Consider the following 18,054-nt stretch of genomic DNA (forward strand, 5'->3'; position numbering starts at 1 on the left):
CCATGCCGGCACTGGACACCCAAACCAAAGTTGCCGTCGTTGGGGCCGGAGCCATGGGCTCTGGCATTGCCCAGGTGGCCGCACAGGCTGGCCATCAGGTTTACCTGCACGATCAGAGAGAAGGCGCAGCCGAAGCCGGACGTGACGGTATCGCCAAACAGCTCCAGCGTCGCGTCGACAAGGGCAAGATGCAGCAGCAGGAGCTGGATGATGTGATCGGCCGTATTCAACCAGTCGCGAAGCTGGACCAAGTAGCCGATGCCGGACTGGTGATCGAGGCCATCATCGAAGACCTTCAGATCAAACGTCAGTTGCTGGCCAATCTTGAAGACCTGTGTGCCGGCGATGCGATCCTGGCCACCAACACCTCCTCCATTTCAGTGACCGCCCTAGGCGCTGAAATGAACAAACCCGAACGCCTTGTTGGTATGCACTTCTTTAATCCGGCGCCACTTATGGCATTGGTTGAGGTCGTGATGGGTCTGGCCACCAGCAAAGCCGTTGCCGACACCATCCATGCCACGGCAACTGCATGGGGCAAGAAGCCGGTTTATGCGACGTCCACTCCCGGCTTTATCGTCAACCGCGTAGCCCGTCCGTTTTACGCAGAGAGCCTTCGCCTGCTTCAGGAGCAGGCCACCGATGCCGCCACGCTGGATGCCATCATCCGCGAAGCGGGCCAGTTCCGCATGGGTGCGTTTGAGCTGACCGACCTGATCGGACACGACGTCAATTACGCGGTGACCAACTCTGTCTTCAATTCCTATTACCAGGACCCGCGCTTTCTGCCTTCACTGATCCAGAAAGAACTGGTGGAAGCCGGTCGCCTGGGACGCAAGAGCGGCCACGGGTTCTATCCCTATGGCGAGAATGCGGAAAAGCCGCAGCCAAAGACCGAGCCGGCACATCAATCCGATGAATCCGTGGTTATCGCCGAAGGAAATCCCGGTGCCGCCGCACCGCTGCTTGAGCGACTGAAGGCTGCCGGCCTGACCATTATCGAGCGCGACGGCCCTGGCCAGATTCGATTCGGAGATGCCGTGCTGGCGCTCACCGACGGCAGGATGGCAACCGAGCGCGCGGCCACCGATGGTATCGCCAATCTGGTGCTGTTCGACCTGGCTTTTGACTACAGCAAAGCAACCAGGCTTGCCCTGGCGCCCGCCGACCAGACGTCCGAGGCAGCGGTTTCCTGTGCCTGTGCTTTACTGCAGAAAGCGGGTATCGACGTCAGCCTGATCGCGGACCGTCCCGGATTGGTGATCATGCGTACCGTGGCCATGCTGGCCAATGAAGCGGCCGACGCAGCTCTTCACGGTGTCGCAACGGTCGCCGATATCGACCTGGCCATGAAAGCGGGCCTGAACTATCCCGATGGTCCCCTGAGCTGGAGTGACCGCCTCGGCGCCGGGCACGTGTTCAAGGTGCTCAACAACATCCAGAACAGCTACGCAGAGGACCGCTATCGCCCTGCCCTGCTGCTCCGTAAGAACGCATTTGCACAAAAGGGGTTTTATTCATGAGCGAGATGGACCCGCAAGTACTCGCCGAAGAATGCGCGAAAGCCATGTTCGCGCGGGACCGCGCCAGCCAGAAGCTGGGCATGAACATTGAATCTGTCGGCCCCGGCAAAGCGGTTCTCACCATGACCGTGACCGGTGACATGATCCAGGGCCACGGCTCCTGCCACGGCGGCTATCTGTTTACCCTGGCTGATTCAGCATTTGCCTTTGCCTGTAACAGTTACGACCGGGCCACCGTGGCTTCCGGTTGCAGCATTGATTACATGTACGGCGCCAAAGAGGGCGACCAGTTGACCGCCACCGCCGAAGAACAGGCCCGCGGCGGCCGCACCGGCGTTTACGACATCACACTCACTAACCAGGACGGCCGCAAGGTTGCCCTGTTCCGGGGCCGCTCCTACGAGGTTCGTGGCACCGTTCGCAACTCGGAGGAAACTGCATGAGCACCGACAACACCCTGAAAGACGCTTACATCGTCGATGCCATCCGCACCCCCATCGGTCGTTATGGCGGCGCTCTCTCCGCAGTGCGTGCAGACGACCTGGGCGCCATCCCCATCAAGGCGCTGACCGAGCGTCATCCGGACCTGGATTGGTCGAAAGTTGACGACGTTCTCTACGGCTGTGCCAACCAGGCCGGCGAAGACAACCGCGACGTTGCCCGCATGTCCCTTCTGCTGGCAGGCCTGCCGGTAGACGTGCCGGGCAGCACCATCAACCGCCTGTGCGGTTCCGGTATGGATGCAGTGGGCAGTGCGGCCCGGGCCATTCGCACCGGCGAGACCCAGCTGATGATTGCCGGCGGCGTCGAATCCATGTCGCGGGCTCCCTTCGTTATGGGGAAGGCCGAGTCAGCCTTCAGCCGCAAGGCGGAAATCTTCGATACCACCATCGGCTGGCGCTTTGTGAACCCGGTCCTGAAAAAGCAGTACGGCATTGATTCCATGCCCGAGACAGCGGAAAACGTTGCCGCCGATTTCGGCATTTCCCGGGAAGACCAGGATGCCTTCGCCCTGCGCAGCCAGCAGCGCACAGCGGCCGCCCAAAAGGATGGCCGATTCGCTACGGAGATCACACCGGTCACGATTCCCCGTCGCAAGCAGGACCCGCTCGTGGTGGATACCGACGAGCATCCCCGTGAAACCAGCCTGGAAAAACTGGCCTCACTGCCAACTCCGTTCCGTGAAGGCGGTACGGTCACCGCCGGCAATGCCTCCGGTGTCAACGATGGCGCCTGTGCCCTGCTGCTGGCCGGAGCCGACGCTCTCAAAAAGTACAACCTCAAGCCCCGTGCCCGGATCGTTGCCATGTCAACGGCCGGTGTGGAGCCACGGATCATGGGCTTTGGCCCGGCACCGGCCACCCGCAAGGTCCTGGCCACGGCCGGCCTGGAACTGGCCGATATGGATGTGATCGAGCTGAACGAGGCGTTTGCAGCCCAGGCCCTGGCGGTAACCCGGGATCTCGGTCTGCCGGATGACGCCGAGCACGTTAACCCGAACGGTGGCGCCATTGCCCTGGGCCATCCTCTGGGCATGAGCGGCGCCCGGCTGGTCACTACCGCCCTGAACGAACTGGAACGCCGCCACGCCGCGGGCCAGAAAGCCCGGTATGCCCTGTGCACCATGTGCATCGGTGTTGGCCAGGGAATCGCCCTGATCATTGAGCGGACGGATGCGGTGGCCTGAGGCCACCGTGCGGAACTGAACAAAGACCATTACTCGACAAGAACAACGCAGGACAGACTCATGACCTTACCACTGCAAAAACTTGGCAAACTTGACCGCATGGAAACCGCCAGCATCGATGAGCTGCGCCACGAACAGCTGCAACGCCTGCGCTGGAGCGTGGTCCATGCCTACACTAACGTGCCGTTCTATCGCAAAGCATTTGATGACATCGGCCTGAAACCCATGGACATCAGCTCCCTGGACGATTTGGCCAAGGTGCCATTTACCACCAAGGCGGATCTGCGCGACAACTACCCGTTTGGCATGTTTGCCACACCCATGTCCGACGTGGTTCGCGTGCACGCGTCCAGTGGTACCACCGGCAAGCCAACCGTGGTTGGTTACACCCAGAGCGACATCAACACCTGGGCCGACATTGTGGCGCGCTCCATCCGGGCTGGTGGCGGCTCCCGGGGCGACAAGGTACATGTGGCTTACGGCTATGGCCTGTTCACCGGTGGCCTTGGTGCCCACTATGGCGCCGAGCGTCTGGGCTGCACCGTTATTCCGATGTCTGGCGGACAGACCGAGAAGCAGGTCCAGCTGATCAAGGATTTTGAGCCGGACATCATCATGGTCACACCGTCCTACATGCTGAACATCGCCGACGAGATGGAACGGCAGGGCATCGATCCCCACAAGCTGCCTCTGCGCCTTGGTATTTTCGGCGCAGAGCCCTGGACCAACGCCATGCGCACCGAGATCGAAGAGCGCCTTGGCATCGAGGCACTGGATATCTATGGCCTCTCGGAAGTCATGGGTCCCGGTGTGGGCATGGAGTGCATTGAAACGAAAGATGGCCCGACCATCTGGGAAGACCACTTCTACCCGGAAATCATCAACCCGGAAACCGGCGAAGTGCTTCCTGACGGTGAATACGGCGAGCTGGTCTTTACCTCACTGACCAAGGTGGCCCTGCCGATTCTGCGGTACCGCACCCGGGATCTCACACGCTTGTTGCCGGGCACCGCCCGCCCGATGCGCCGGATCGACAAGATCACCGGTCGCAGCGACGACATGCTGATTATTCGTGGCGTGAACGTGTTCCCGAGCCAGATCGAGGAGCAGGTACTGAAGTGCGACGCGCTGGCGCCCCACTACGAGATCGAGGTTTACAAGGAAGGCAACCTGGACTGTGTGGATATCCGGGCCGAGCTGCAACCGGGCGCGACGGACACCCCCGAAAGTCGTGCCGCGGCCGCCAAGGAACTGTCACACCACATCAAGTCCTACATCGGCATCAGCACCCGTGTTGAAGTGGTGGAAACCAATCGTCTGGCCCGCTCAGAAGGCAAGGCCAAGCGGGTCTTCGACCGCCGGAACAAGTAAGTCCCCAGCCAGACAGGGAGCCAGACCGCAGCCATTGCGGCTGGCTCTCTCGCCCTTTCCTGCCTTCTCCTGCACATAATCGCCGATTTAATTTCACTTTCCGTTCGCTGATCTCAATAGCATTTTCACACGTATCATATTTTTTATTATGCAAATCAGCACTATAGGATTCTTTAAGGAAGCTTTTAGATATAACATGACACACAAAGGCAGTTCTTGATATTTATTCAGTATCATATAATATGGAGACATTGACTCTCAGCCGTCACTGAGGTCTCTCTTGTTCACGGACAACAGAACAACAAGCCCGATCCGGAGGTATTTGTTTATGTACGCCCAGCTCGTTGAAACCGGCGCCAAGCGCCTGAAGACCAAAGAAGAGATGTCGCCTGAAGAGCGCGAGTTTCAGGAAAAGGTCGACGCCGAAACCAAAATCGAACCCAAAAACTGGATGCCGGAAGGTTACCGGAAAACCCTCATTCGCCAGATTTCCCAGCACGCCCACTCGGAAGTGGTTGGCATGCTGCCGGAAGGCAACTGGGTAACCCGTGCGCCGACCCTCAAGCGCAAGCTCCAGCTGATGGCCAAGATCCAGGACGAAGCGGGCCACGGCCTGTACCTGTACAGCGCCATGGAAACCCTGGGCGCTGACCGTGACGAAGAGATCGAGAAGCTGCATCAGGGCAAAGCCAAGTACTCCAGCATCTTTAACTACCCGACCCTGAACTGGGCGGATATGGGTGCCGTTGGCTGGCTGGTGGATGGCGCTGCCATCGTTAACCAGGTGGTTCTGCAGCGTACTTCCTATGGCCCGTACTCCCGCGCCATGATCCGCATCTGTAAGGAAGAGAGCTTCCACCAGCGCCAGGGTTACCAGATCCTGCTGGACATGATGCGCGAAGGCACCGAAGAGCAGAAAGCCATGGTTCAGGACGCCATCAACCGTCTGTGGTGGCCGGCCCTGATGATGTTCGGACCACACGATGACGAATCCCCGAACTCGCAGCAGTCCATGGCCTGGAAAATCAAGCGCAAGAGCAACGACGAACTGCGTCAGATGTTCATCGACCAGACCGTACCGCAGCTCGAGTTCCTCGGTTGCACCGCACCGGATCCAGACCTGAAGTGGAACGAAGAAACCGGCCACTACGATTTCGGTGAAATCAACTGGCAGGAATTCTACGACGTTCTCAAGGGCAATGGTCCCTGCAACCGCGAGCGCATCAAGACTCGCAAGAACGCGATTGATGGAGGCGCATGGGTCCGCGAAGCGGCCGTCGCCTACGCCGAAAAACAAAAACAGCGCGCGCAAGCCGCTTGATACCGGAGGAATAGAACATGGCTGAATGGCGCCTTTACGAAGTTTTCGTGAGATCCAAGCACGGTCTGAACCACAAACACGTTGGCAGCGTTCACGCTGCTGACGCCGAGATGGCCATGGAGAACGCCCGTGACCTGTACACACGCCGCAACGAAGGCGTGAGCATCTGGGTTGTGCCCTCCGACACCATCACGGCGTCCGCGTCCGACGAGAAGGAAGTGCTCTTCGATCCGTCGGAAGACAAGGTTTACCGGCACGCTTCCTTCTACAAGCTGCCCGATGAAGTCGGACACATGTAAGGAGCGGTACCCATGACACAAGCAGAAGCATTACAGGAATACCTGCTGCGCCTGGCAGATTCCGACATGATCCTGGGCCAGCGCCTGTGCGAACTTTGCGGCAAGGCCCCGGCACTTGAGGAAGAGATGGCATTGATGAACGTTGCCCTCGACCTCGTCGGCCAGGCCCGCAACTGGTACGAGTACGCCGCTGAGCTGATCAATGATGGCCGCGATGCCGACAAGCTGTGCTTCCGTCGCGATGCCCACGACTACCGTAACCTGCTGCTCACCGAGCAGCCCAACGAGGATTACGCTGTCACCATGGGCCGTCAGTTCTTCTTCGACGTGTACCACTACTTCACGCTCAAGAGCCTGACCGAGTCGAGTGATGAGCGCATTGCCGGCATCGCTGCCAAGTCGCTCAAAGAGGTCACCTATCACCTGCGTCGCTCCTCGGAGTGGGTGAAGCGTCTGGGCGACGGCACCGAAGAAAGCCACCGCCGCATGCAGGATGCCGTTGATATCCTCTGGCGCTTCACCGGTGAGCTGATCACTCCGGATGACACCGATCGTTTGATGGCCGAGGCGGGCATTGGCCCGGATCCTGACCAGCTGGCCAAAGACTGGCGCGGCATGGTCAATGAGGTGCTTACCCAGGCAACCCTGACACCGGGCGCAGAAGACGCCTGGATGTACATGGGCGGCAAGCACGGCGAGCACACCGAGCACCTTGGCTTCATCCTGGCAGAAATGCAGTTCCTGCAGAGGGCCTATCCCGATGCCACAACATGGTGATTCAGACAGCCGGTCAGCTGTCGACATTCTGATTGCCAGCGATCGGGTGCCGGCCAACGCCCGCCCCGATCTGCTGACAGAAGATGACATCTGGGCACTTCTTGAGGAGGTCAAAGACCCCGAAGTGCCGGCAGTCAGTGTCGTGGAGCTCGGCATTGTCCGGGCGGTTCACTGGGATGGCAAAGAGCTGTCCATCGACGTGACCCCGACCTACTCCGGGTGCCCGGCCACTGAACTGATTGAAGAACTGATCGCTGAAGCCCTGCGCGCTGCAGGCTTCCGGGATCCGAAAATCAATCAGGTGCTGACCCCTGCCTGGACCACCGACTGGATCACAGACGAAGGCAAAGAGAAGCTTCGGGCCTTTGGCATCGCGCCACCCGAGGGCAGCTCCAGCAAGATGAGCCTGCTCGGGGAACCGGAGGTGATTGCCTGCCCACACTGCGGCAGTAAGGACACCGAACGGGTCAGCGAGTTCGGATCCACCGCCTGTAAAGCCCTTTACCGTTGCAAGGAATGCCTCGAGCCCTTCGACTATTTCAAATGCATCTAGAGCCGATACGATCATGAACAAATTTTACTCACTGACCCTCAAAGAGGTCAGACCTGAAACAAGAAACGCCGTATCACTAGCTTTTGACGTGCCGGAAGATCTGGCAGACAAATTTCATTACCAGCAGGGCCAGCACCTGATCGTGCGCACCAAGCTGGATGGCGAGGAAGTGCGCCGCTCCTACTCGATCTGCCGCAGCGTCAACGATCAGGAACTGCGCATTGCGGTCAAACAGGTTCCCGGCGGTCGCTTCTCCACGTTCGCCAACGAGCAGCTCAAGCCCGGCCAGACTCTCGAAGTCATGCCTCCCCAGGGCCATTTCTCCATCGATCTGGACCCGGAACGCGAAGGTAATTACCTGGCCGTTGCTGCTGGCAGTGGCATTACCCCGATCCTGTCGATCGTGAAGACCACTCTGGAGACCGAGCCCAAGAGCGAGGTCACCCTGTTCTACGGCAACAAGGCTACCAGCAGCACCATGTTCCGTGACGAACTCCAGGACCTGAAGAACGAGTACATGTCCCGCCTGAACCTGGTGTACATCTTCACCCGTGAAGAGCAGGACATTGACCTCTACAACGGCCGCATTGATCACGAGAAATGCGACAAGCTGTTCGACCACTGGATTGACGCCAAGGAACTGACCGCAGCGTTTATCTGTGGCCCGCAGATGATGACCGAAACCGTGCGTGACTCACTGCTCAAGCACGGCATGGAAAAGAGCAAGATCCACTTTGAACTGTTCACCCCCGCCGGCGGCGTACCACAGTCCCGGAAAGACCGGGATCCGGCCCACGTCGATCCCCAGTCAATCAGCGAAGTGACCGTGATTGCCGATGGCCGCTCCCTGACCTTCCCACTGGTGCGCGATACCAAGAGTATTCTTGATGCCGGGAACGAAGAAGGCGCGGATCTGCCGTACTCGTGCAAGGCTGGCGTCTGCTCCACGTGCCGCGCCAAGGTCGTGGAAGGCGAAGTGGAGATGGACCAGAACTTTGCTCTGGAAGACTACGAGGTGGAAGCCGGTTACGTGCTTTCCTGCCAGTGCTACCCGATCAGCGACAAGGTGGTTCTGGACTACGACGAGATGTAGTTTCCGCCCTCAAAACAAGACACGAGCAAGGCAAGTTCCGCAGCAGCGGAGCTTGCCTTCGCGTTTCAGAAACGAATGGAGTTTCCCATGTCAGTCCTGAAAAGTTTCATTGCCGGCCAGTGGGTCGGTGAAAAGCCTGCCAAGGCTTTGCCCAGCGCGGTGAATGGCGAGATCGTCGCTCACACCCACGACGACACCCTCGATTTCAAAAACGCCGTTGAGTATGGCCGCAAAGTTGGCGGTAAAAACCTGATGGCGATGGATTTCCAGGAGCGCGCCCTGGCCCTGAAGGCCATGGCCCTGTACCTCCAGGAGCACAAGAAAGAACTCTACGCCTTGTCGATGCATACCGGTTCCACCAAGGGTGATAACGGTATCGATATTGATGGCGGTTTCGGCACCCTGTTCTCCTACGCCAGCATGGGCCGGCGCGAACTGCCGTCAGGCAACGTGGTTCACGAGGGGCCAGTAACTCCGCTGGGCAAGAACAACCACTTTGCCGGTACCCACATTCTGGTTCCCCGTGGTGGCGTGGCGGTTCACATTGACGCCTACAACTTCCCGGTGTGGGGCATGCTGGAGAAGTTCGCGCCCACCTTCCTGGCGGGCATGCCATCCATCGTGAAGCCGGCCACCTCTACCTCCTACGTGACCGAGCTTGCCGTGCGCCTGATGCACGAATCCGGCGCACTTCCGGAAGGAAGCCTGCAGCTGATCATCGGCAGCACCGGCGACCTGTTTGACCATCTGGAAGAGCAGGACGTAGTGACCTTTACCGGTTCCGCCGCCACTGCACGCAAGCTTCGTAACCACCCGAACATCATCAACCGGTCGATTCCGTTCAACGCCGAAGCGGATTCCCTGAACAGTGCAATCCTCGCCCCGGACGTGACCCCCGAGCACGAAGAGTTCGATGTCTTCGTAAAGGAAATCCGCCGCGAGATGACTGCCAAGGCCGGTCAGAAATGTACCGCCATTCGTCGTATCTTCGTACCGAAAGACCAGGTAAACGCGGTCTGCGACAAGCTGAAAGAGCAACTCTCCAAGATCACCGTGGGTGATCCCTCTGTCGAAGGCGTCCGCATGGGCGCACTGGCCTCCATCGACCAGCTGGAAGATGTCAAAGCCAATATCCAGGAACTGCTCAAGACCAGCGAACTGGTTATCGGTGGTGACGGAAACTTCAAGGCCACCGGCGAGGGCACCGAGAAAGGCGCCTTCATCGAGCCGCACCTGCTGCTGTGCCGTAACCCGGAAAACGGCTGTGGTGCTCACGACATTGAGGCGTTCGGCCCCGTGGCCACGGTGATTCCCTACGACACCATCGAGGATGCCGTTGAGCTGTGCTCCAAGGGTCGCGGCTCACTGGTTACCACCCTGACCACCCGCGATCCCGCCATTGCCGGCAAGGTTGCGCCTCTACTGGCTGCGTTCCACGGCCGTCTGCACCTGCTGGATGCCGAAGCGGCGAAAGAGTCCACCGGCCACGGCTCTCCCCTGCCGATGCTCAAGCATGGTGGGCCCGGTCGTGCCGGCGGCGGTGAGGAACTGGGCGGTATCCGTGCGGTACACCATTACCTGCAGCGCACCGCGATCCAGGGCTCCCCGACCATGCTCGCAGCGGTTACCCGTGAGTATGTGCGTGGCGCAGACGTTATCGAAACCGAAGTACACCCGTTCCGTCGCCATTTCGAGGACCTGCAGATCAACGAGTCTCTGCTGACCCATCGTCGTACGGTGACCGAAGCAGACATCGTGAACTTCGGCTGCCTCTCCGGTGACCATTTCTACATGCATTTCGATGAACTTGCCGCCCGGGAATCCCAGTTCGGCAAACGCATCGCCCACGGTTACTTCGTACTGTCGGCCGCGGCCGGCCTGTTCGTTTCCCCGGGCGAAGGTCCGGTCCTGGCGAACTACGGCCTGGATACACTGCGGTTCATTGAGCCGGTTGCGCCGGGAGATACCATCCGGGCGAGGCTGACCTGCAAGCGCAAGATCGATCAGGGTCGGACATCCCCCGACGGCCACCCCCAGGGTGTGGTGGTATGGGACGTCCAGGTGACCAACCAGAACGACGAGCTGGTTGCGAGCTACGACATCCTGACACTGGTTGCCAAGAAGCCCGAGTAACACCGGGCTTCCCAGCTTTCTCCCTGTCCTGGGCCCCAGGGAGAAAGCCTCAGGCAAATAAAAGGGGGACAGGTCGCAAGACCTGTCCCCCTTTTATTGGTGCAAGGAAAATCCCAGGCGATTACATGCCCAGGTAAGCCTCCCGCACTTTCTCATTGCTGAGCAGCTCACGGCCGGTGCCTTCAATCACCACCTTACCGGTCTCAAGCACATAGCCGCGATCCGCCAGCGCCAGGGCCTGGGAGGCATTCTGCTCCACCAGGAAGATCGTAATGCCCTCTTCCTTGAGCTCCTTGACGATGTTGAAGATTTCTTCAACGATCAGCGGCGCCAGGCCCATGCTTGGTTCATCCAGTAGCAGGAGTCTTGGCTTGGCCATCAGGGCCCGTCCCATCGCCAGCATCTGCTGTTGACCACCGGACAGCTCACCCGCCAGGTTATGACGCTTCTGACGCAGAATAGGGAACTTGGTATACATCCGCTCCAGATCGTCCATCACCTCGGGCGTTTTGCCTCGAGTGTAGGCCCCCAACAGCAGGTTGTCGTGGACGCTCAGGTCCTTGAACACCTGCCGGCCTTCGGGCACCTGAACGATACCGTTAGCCACCCGCTGATCGGCACTGATCTTCGCCAGATCCTTGCCTTCAAAAGTAATGGCACCGCGATCCGTAGGCTGCAGGCCGGAGATGGTCATCAGGAGCGTGGATTTACCCGCACCGTTGGCACCCACCAGTGACACGATCTCGCCGCTGTTGATGTGGATGTCCACATCGTGCAGGACTTCAATCTGGCCGTAGGAGGTAACCAGTCCCTTGATCGACAGCATTTCCTGTTTGGCATGGGGCGCGGTAACCCGATCCGCATGTTTCAGACCCAGCCCACCGAATTTCTCCGGGGTGTAGCTGACAATCTGGTGCCGCAACTCCCGGAACTCTTCCCGGACGCGCTCACCGAACAGGGGATCATTTTCCACGTCCCTGGCTTCGATGATCTGCTGCCAGTCTTCCTCGGTCAGCAGTTTACGGGCCCGTGGGATAACTACGCCCTCTTCCTTGCGGATGTGCTTGCGCAGGGCTTCCGTGAAACGGGCCAGGGCATGACTGAATTCTTCGCGACCTTCCGGCCAGCTTTCTTCGCACTCGGCCAGCAACCGGCGCAGCTCCAAAAGCTTTTCATGACCAATGACATAGCCCTTTGCCAGCTTTTCCAGAAGGGGCGCCGTCTCCGGAGACTTCTCGCTGAGCCGCTTGTAGAGCTCGATATCAGTCGGCGTACTATGGACACGCTGGGAGAAGTGCTGGATGTAATCGAAAATGGTCGTCAGCAGCCGCTCATCGGGCCGCTGATCGTTGACGTTCATATCACTCAGCAACTGATCCAGCAGATCCAGAATCCGCCACAGCGCCTGGTGCTCATGAACAATAATCCGTACGGCCTGCTCACTGCGTGACTGGGCAGGCGCCATTTCAGTAGTTTGCTCGCTCATGTGAAATGTCTCCTTGCTCAGCCACCCAGATAGGCGGCAATAACATCCGGGTTCTGTCGGATTTCCTCGGGGGTTCCTTCAGCCAGAACACGGCCATAGTTAAGCACCAGCAACCGGTCCGAAATACCCATCACCAGCTTCATATCGTGCTCAACCAGCATTACCGTGGTGCCCTGATCCGCAATCTTCCGGATCAGTTCCTCCAGGGCAGCGGTTTCAACCGCGTTCAAACCGGCCGCCGGCTCGTCCAGGAGGATTACCTTCGGTTCAGCCGCCAGTGCCCGGGCGATTTCAAGGCGCTTGAGGGCGCCATAGGACATGGCGGAGGCTTCCGTATCAAGGTATTCACCGCAGCCGACATACTCCATCAGCTCAGCGGCACGCTTACGGGCTGCAGCTTCATCACGGCGCAGGGACGGCAACCGGAACAGAGTCGTCAGCAGCGTGCTTTTCAGCTTGAGATGACGCCCCAACATAACGTTCTCTATGGCCGTCATGTTCATACAGATCTGCATCTGCTGGAAGGTACGGCACATGCCCCGTTCAGCGAGGTCATTCGGCTCCAGCTTGGCGGTACTCTCGCCGTTCAGCAGGATCTCGCCCTTGGTTGGCGTGTAAAGCCCCGTGATCAGGTTGAACAGCGTTGTCTTGCCGGCACCATTGGGACCGATAACCGAATAGACCTGCCCTGCCTCTACGGCGAAGCTCACACCTTCCACCGCATGGACGCCACCGAAGGCTTTATCCAGCCCTTTGACTTCTACCAGCGCTGTCATGCCTCACCTCCCGCTTTCTTGCGCATTCTCTTGGAAACAAACGCGGTGAGAGTGGGCAACAGCCCCTTGGGCATAAAGATCATGGTAAGCATCAGTATCAGGCCGAACATGACGTGCTCCAGCTCCTGGAAATCGGCCAGAACCTGGGGCAACAGCTTCAACACCACGGCACCAAGAATTACACCGAAAGTGGACCCCATGCCACCGAGCACAACCATGGTGATGAACAGGATGGAAAATTCGAAACTTGCTACTGCGGGCGTAATAAAGCCCTGGAAATGGGCATAAAGACTGCCCATGAGGCTGGCGTAGATGGCAGAGATCACGAACACCAGGCTTTTGTACTTCGCGGTGTTTACACCAACAACACTGGCAGCCACTTCCGAGCCGTGAACCGACCGCAGCGCCCGGCCAATAGGCGACTCGATAAGGTTCAGGGCAAACCAGACCGCCACCAGAAGCACCACACTGGCAAAGATATACCAGGCCTGGAAGCCTTCAATCTCGATGCCAAACAGTGAATAACTTCCAAACGCACTCAGCTCCCAGCCAAACACTTCGAACGCCGGCACCGGCATGCCATCCGGCCCGCCCGTCAGCGCCCGCTCGTTGTTCAGGATGATGGCGATAATGAAGCCCACGGCAAGGGTTGCCATGGAAAGATAGTGGCCTTTCAGGCGCAAGATCGGACGACCAACAATCCAGGCAATGAAGCCGACAACGATTGCGCCCACCACCAGAGCCGGCACAGAAGACCAGCCATAGGTGCCGGTTGCGATACCGGTGAAATAGGCACCAAGACCAAAGAACCCGGCATGCCCCAGGCTGATCTGCCCGGCGTAACCAACCAGAAGATTCAGGCCGACCACCGTGGCGGCAATAATCGCTATCTGTGTGACCAGCTCATAATGGAACGGGTTGCCCAGAAAAGCAGGAAGAATGATAAGGATCAGGGCGAGAATAATCAGCCCTCGAAGACGCGACTGCATAAAGGTATTCAACATCAGACGCGCTCCACTACCTTGGCACCAAACAAGCCGCGGGGCAGGAAGAACAGCACCAGCAGGATCATGGAGAAGGCCACGGCGTCTTTGTAGTCAGACGAGATATAACCCGCTGCCATGGCTTCAACGATGCCCAGCGACAAACCGCCGACAACCGCGCCCACACCGCTACCGAGGCCGCCAATCGCAGCCGCCACGAACCCTTTCAGCCCGAGAATGATACCGATGTCGTAGGAAGTGAAGGTAATGGGAGCAACGACAATACCCGCCACCGAACCAAGCAGTGCAGACACCATGAAGGCCAGCATCAGAACCATCTGGGTCCGGATACCAACGAGTCGTGCAGCTTCCTTGTTCATGGAAGTAGCCAGAATAGCTTTACCAATCAATGTCTTGGTAAAGAACAGCACCAGGCCTACCACCAGGATCGCACCTATTCCGAGTACCCAAAGGCTCTGGCTGTTCAACACCGCTCCAAACACCTCGATGGGCTGGTCGGTGCTGAAATTCTGCATCACATGGTATTCCTTGCCCCAGACAATCTGGGCAATACCACGAATGAAGATCGACGCACCGATGGTGATAATAATAAGGGTTACAACATCGGCCTGCTTGGCCGGCGCAATCGCGAAACGTTGCAGGGCAATGCCGAGGATGCCGGCCAGAATCACAGCCAACACGACTGCGAGAATCATGGGCACACCCATGGCCGTCAGGGAAACCGTGGCCATGCCTCCAATCATCAGGAACTCGCCCTGGGCGAAGTTGATGACGTGACTGGCGTTATAGATCAGCGTAAAGCCGAGGGCTATCAGGGCGTAGGTCGCACCGATAGTAATCCCGGTGAACAGGTACTGTAAGAATTCTGCGAGCATAGCGGTGGTTCCGGTCGAACATCGGCTGGCGATTGCCCCAGGGGGAGGAGCATCGCCAGCCGCGAGACAGGTTAAAGGAGTATCAGTTAATCAGCTTCCATTCGCCGTTCTGGACTTCCAGAATGCGGAAGGATTCCGGATCAAGGCCGTTGTGGTCTTCCGGTGACATGTTGAACACACCGGTTACGCCAACATAGCCATTGATGCCTTCCAGCGCATTACGAACGGCTTCCGGATCGGTAGAACCGGCTTCTTCCATCGCGCGAACTGCCAGCATCAGGCCGTCGTAGGCATAGGCACCGAAAGTAGACACTTTGGAATCCCAACGGGCTTCGTATTCAGCCTTGTAGTTCTGAACCACTTCTTTCTGGGGATCGTTGTCCGGCAGGGCGTCCGGCACCAGCAGCGGAGAGGCGGGCAAACGCAGGCCTTCGGCAGAAGAGCCAGCCAGCTCCAGGAAGCTGTCAGAAGCTACACCGTGGGACTGATAGAACGGAAGCTCCATGCCGAGCTGAGCATAGTTACGGGTCACGATGGCCGGACCCTGACCGAAACCGAAGTTCAGGACCGCTTGCACACCACTTGTGTTACGGATATTGGTCAGCTGGGCGGTCATGTCTGTATCAGATCCGCTGTAGGTCTCATCGGCCACTACTTCCATGCCCATCTGCTCGGCGACTTCCAGAGTCTGGGTGCGGCCGGAGCTGCCGAATCCGCCGGTGCCGGAGATCAGACCAAACTTGGTGATACCGCGGTCTTTCATGTCGGCGAGAATCCGCTCAGCCGCCATCCGGTCGGTCTGCGGCGTCTTGAAGACCCATTTTTTGACAGGATTGGTGATAACCACCGCACCGGCCAGAGAGATGAACGGAACCTGAGCCTGCTCAACCAGAGGAACCGCCGCCATGGTGGCGCCGGTAGTACTGCCGCCGACGATGATGTCGACCTGGTCTGAACGGATCAGGCGACTGGCAAAGTTACGGGCAGAGGAAGCGTTGCCAACGTCGTCATAGTGAATCAGTTCCAGCTGGCGACCAAGGACACCACCTTCTTCATTGATTTTTTCAACGTACATCTCGAGCGTTTTCAGCTCGGGATCACCGAGAAAGGATGCCGGGCCTGTCACCGACAGGAACGACCCGATCTTGATGGGATCCGCAGCCTGGGCGCTCATCATCATGAGACTGGCTGCTGCAACGGCTGCGCATTTTCCTGCGCGACGAATCACTGTTTTAAACATTGTTTTTGTTCTCCCGAATTGTGCAGGGGCTTGAATTTATGGTTTTCCGGTCGTCCCTGATTACAGCACTCCTGATGTTCGCTACCGGTAAATTCGATACCATTGACGAATATCAAACGAAGTTATTGTATCATAACTCTCGTGTCAACCGATTTCACGGCACTCGGCCACAGCTCTTTCAGTAAAGCCGACACTGGCGCAACGTGCCAGCGCGGTAAATAGAAAGACAAGCCTTTACCTGACACGTAAGAACCGCATAATACGTGTAACGTGTTTCATTGATTCTTATTTGCGAACTCAGGCCATGACTGCAAAAAGCCAGCTAGAATTGCTCGTCAAGAATTTCCAGAAGAAGCGGCCGCTGCGCGCAGGCTCCCTCATCATTACCATCTATGGCGATGCCATTGTTCCCCGGGGTGGCAATGTCTGGCTGGGAAGCCTGATGAAGCTGGTTGAACCCATGGGCATCAGTCAACGACTGGTACGCACGTCGGTGTATCGCCTGGTTCAGGAATCCTGGTTGCAGACAGAAAAGGTGGGGCGCTGCAGTTACTACAGCCTCACGGGACCTGGCCTGCGCCGGTTCGAGCAGGCTTTCCAGCACGTCTATAACCTGGACACCGAGGAGTGGAGCGGGAGCTGGTGCCTGGTGTATCTGAACCAGTTGTCACCAGAGCTCAGGCAGAAGGTTCGGGAAGAGCTGAAATGGCTGAGTTTCGGCAGCATGGCCCCAGGGCTGATGGAACACCCACGATTTACCCGCAGCGAGCTGATTCCGATGCTGCAGGAATGGGGCGCCCTGGAAGACACCATTGTCATGCAGACCATGCCCATGGAGCAGAAGAGCCCAAGGGCCCTGAGGCTGCAGGTCCGGGAGAGCTGGAACCTTGAGGAACTCGGCGGCCGGTACCGACGGTTTCTGAGCCAGTTCCGCCCACTATGGCGGGAGCTTCAGTCGGAAGACACCCTCAGCCCTGAAGAGTGCCTTATTCTCCGTATCCTTCTGATCCACGAATACCGCAAGATCCTTCTGAGGGATCCGCTGTTGCCGGATGAACTGCTGCCCGGCGACTGGGAAGGACGCAGTGCCAAACAGCTGTGTCGCAACCTGTACCGGCAGATCTACGTACGCGCCGAGCAGTGGCTCGACGAAAACCTCGAAAACGCCTCTGGCCCCCTTCCCGGTCCTGGCGAAAAGTTCTACAAGCGTTTCGGCGGATTGAGAGACACCGCGCCCACGACAGAACCCAGAACAGAACCGGAAGTGCTATAAACCAGGGCTAATCAGAGGATTGCCCGTCAGCGGACGAGAGCTGTTCTCTGGTTGCCAAACGCCCCTCGCGACGGATTTCCGCATTCTTGAAGCGGCGTTTCTGTTCGGCCGTCTCGGGAATCACTTCTGGCACGTCCACCGGCCTGTCATTGTCGTCCAGTGCAACAAACGTGAAAAAGGCCGAAAGAATATGCCGGGTATCGCCGGTGTAGCTGTTTTCGGCCTCCACCCTCGCACCGATTTCCATGGAAGAGCCCCAGCTCCGGTTCAGCGACAGGCTGAAAAGCAGGGTATCGTTTCCCTTTGCCGGCGCCCTGAAATGGATTGAATCCACGGCAGCCGTCACACAAACATGGGCGGAATGGCGCTCCGCAACCACCAGAGCCAGCCGGTCGCACTTCGCCATGATCATGCCGCCGAACACCGTGTTGTGGGAATTCATGTCGTTCGGAAACACCTTGTAAACGTGCTTCTCAATAGCGGATGCTGATACGGGCTTTGAAGGCTTGTCAGCCATGAACGATCCTCTTTCCGGTTCTGTTAATCATAATTTGAACATCAGCAAGGAAGTCAGCGTCTACCCGACATCCCCGATGCCTCTAAGTGAAACTTCCACATACGGCATTCTCACTCTGTGTCACTG

Annotated in this window: 17 protein-coding genes and 1 pseudogene; 11 read left to right on the forward strand and 7 right to left on the reverse strand. The window is 58.3% G+C overall.

The genetic code is table 11. The features are described from left to right. Positions 1-2: 2 nt before the first annotated feature. The 10 genes from paaH (at position 3) to paaZ (ending at position 10,757) form a co-directional block, all read left to right on the forward strand. Positions 3-1,523, forward strand: coding sequence for a 3-hydroxyacyl-CoA dehydrogenase PaaH (gene paaH / locus GJU83_RS04435; protein WP_069182876.1), 1,521 nt, complete (start codon positions 3-5; stop codon positions 1,521-1,523). Beyond that, positions 1,520-1,966: a hydroxyphenylacetyl-CoA thioesterase PaaI gene (paaI, locus tag GJU83_RS04440; RefSeq protein ID WP_153633829.1), complete on the forward strand. Its 447-nt coding sequence runs from the start codon at positions 1,520-1,522 to the stop codon at positions 1,964-1,966. The genes paaH and paaI overlap by 4 nt, the downstream gene beginning before the upstream one ends. Next, complete coding sequence (gene pcaF / locus GJU83_RS04445) at positions 1,963-3,210, forward strand: 3-oxoadipyl-CoA thiolase (RefSeq protein ID WP_174805010.1); 1,248 nt, start codon at positions 1,963-1,965, stop codon at positions 3,208-3,210. The genes paaI and pcaF overlap by 4 nt, the downstream gene beginning before the upstream one ends. A gap of 60 nt (positions 3,211-3,270) precedes the next feature. Continuing rightward, on the forward strand, positions 3,271-4,581 hold the full coding sequence (gene paaK / locus GJU83_RS04450) for a phenylacetate--CoA ligase PaaK (RefSeq protein ID WP_153633830.1): 1,311 nt from the start codon (positions 3,271-3,273) through the stop codon (positions 4,579-4,581). Between the two features lie 328 nt (positions 4,582-4,909). Further along, a complete protein-coding gene (gene paaA, locus GJU83_RS04455) occupies positions 4,910-5,902 on the forward strand; it encodes a 1,2-phenylacetyl-CoA epoxidase subunit PaaA (RefSeq protein ID WP_069182873.1) in 993 nt (330 codons plus the stop codon). A gap of 17 nt (positions 5,903-5,919) precedes the next feature. Next, positions 5,920-6,201 (forward strand): 1,2-phenylacetyl-CoA epoxidase subunit PaaB, encoded by a 282-nt coding sequence (gene paaB / locus GJU83_RS04460; protein WP_069182872.1) that lies wholly within the window; start codon positions 5,920-5,922, stop codon positions 6,199-6,201. 12 nt (positions 6,202-6,213) lie between these two features. Continuing rightward, on the forward strand, positions 6,214-6,978 hold the full coding sequence (gene paaC / locus GJU83_RS04465) for a 1,2-phenylacetyl-CoA epoxidase subunit PaaC (protein ID WP_136632167.1): 765 nt from the start codon (positions 6,214-6,216) through the stop codon (positions 6,976-6,978). Beyond that, entirely contained in the window at positions 6,962-7,531 is a 570-nt protein-coding gene (paaD, locus tag GJU83_RS04470; RefSeq protein ID WP_069182870.1) for a 1,2-phenylacetyl-CoA epoxidase subunit PaaD, read from the forward strand. The genes paaC and paaD overlap by 17 nt, the downstream gene beginning before the upstream one ends. Before the next feature lie 13 nt (positions 7,532-7,544). After that, a complete protein-coding gene (gene paaE / locus GJU83_RS04475; protein ID WP_153633831.1) occupies positions 7,545-8,624 on the forward strand; it encodes a 1,2-phenylacetyl-CoA epoxidase subunit PaaE in 1,080 nt (359 codons plus the stop codon). A gap of 87 nt (positions 8,625-8,711) precedes the next feature. Beyond that, positions 8,712-10,757, forward strand: a complete 2,046-nt coding sequence (gene paaZ, locus GJU83_RS04480) for a phenylacetic acid degradation bifunctional protein PaaZ (protein ID WP_153633832.1) — start codon at positions 8,712-8,714, stop codon at positions 10,755-10,757. A gap of 121 nt (positions 10,758-10,878) precedes the next feature. Here the strand turns inward: paaZ and GJU83_RS19060 are convergent, their stop codons facing one another. The 6 genes and pseudogenes from GJU83_RS19060 to GJU83_RS04505 all read right to left on the reverse strand — a co-directional run bounded on the left by GJU83_RS19060 (position 10,879) and on the right by GJU83_RS04505 (position 16,138). Then, positions 10,879-11,583, reverse strand: coding sequence for an ABC transporter ATP-binding protein (locus GJU83_RS19060; protein ID WP_069183653.1), 705 nt, complete (start codon positions 11,581-11,583; stop codon positions 10,879-10,881). Between the two features lie 210 nt (positions 11,584-11,793). Beyond that, positions 11,794-12,243: pseudogene (locus GJU83_RS19065) on the reverse strand (hemerythrin domain-containing protein); the annotation flags it as partial. A 17-nt stretch (positions 12,244-12,260) separates the two neighbouring features. Continuing rightward, a complete protein-coding gene (locus GJU83_RS04490) occupies positions 12,261-13,019 on the reverse strand; it encodes an ABC transporter ATP-binding protein (RefSeq protein WP_069182867.1) in 759 nt (252 codons plus the stop codon). Continuing rightward, on the reverse strand, positions 13,016-14,023 hold the full coding sequence (locus GJU83_RS04495; protein ID WP_069182866.1) for a branched-chain amino acid ABC transporter permease: 1,008 nt from the start codon (positions 14,021-14,023) through the stop codon (positions 13,016-13,018). Before GJU83_RS04495 ends, GJU83_RS04490 begins: the two co-directional genes overlap by 4 nt. After that, entirely contained in the window at positions 14,023-14,898 is an 876-nt protein-coding gene (locus GJU83_RS04500; protein WP_069182865.1) for a branched-chain amino acid ABC transporter permease, read from the reverse strand. Before GJU83_RS04500 ends, GJU83_RS04495 begins: the two co-directional genes overlap by 1 nt. 82 nt (positions 14,899-14,980) lie before the next feature. Next, on the reverse strand, positions 14,981-16,138 hold the full coding sequence (locus GJU83_RS04505; RefSeq protein WP_069182864.1) for an ABC transporter substrate-binding protein: 1,158 nt from the start codon (positions 16,136-16,138) through the stop codon (positions 14,981-14,983). A gap of 304 nt (positions 16,139-16,442) precedes the next feature. Between GJU83_RS04505 and paaX the strand changes: the two genes are divergently transcribed. Further along, the gene (gene paaX, locus GJU83_RS04510; protein ID WP_069182863.1) at positions 16,443-17,411 is read left to right on the forward strand and encodes a phenylacetic acid degradation operon negative regulatory protein PaaX; all 969 of its coding nucleotides are present in this window, start codon (positions 16,443-16,445) and stop codon (positions 17,409-17,411) included. Positions 17,412-17,418: 7 nt separating this feature from the next. On the opposite strand, the gene GJU83_RS04515 is transcribed toward paaX, so the two are convergent. Continuing rightward, entirely contained in the window at positions 17,419-17,928 is a 510-nt protein-coding gene (locus tag GJU83_RS04515) for an acyl-CoA thioesterase (RefSeq protein WP_069182862.1), read from the reverse strand. Positions 17,929-18,054: the final 126 nt, after the last annotated feature.

This window comes from Marinobacter salsuginis (assembly GCF_009617755.1).
GTDB lineage: Bacteria > Pseudomonadota > Gammaproteobacteria > Pseudomonadales > Oleiphilaceae > Marinobacter > Marinobacter salsuginis.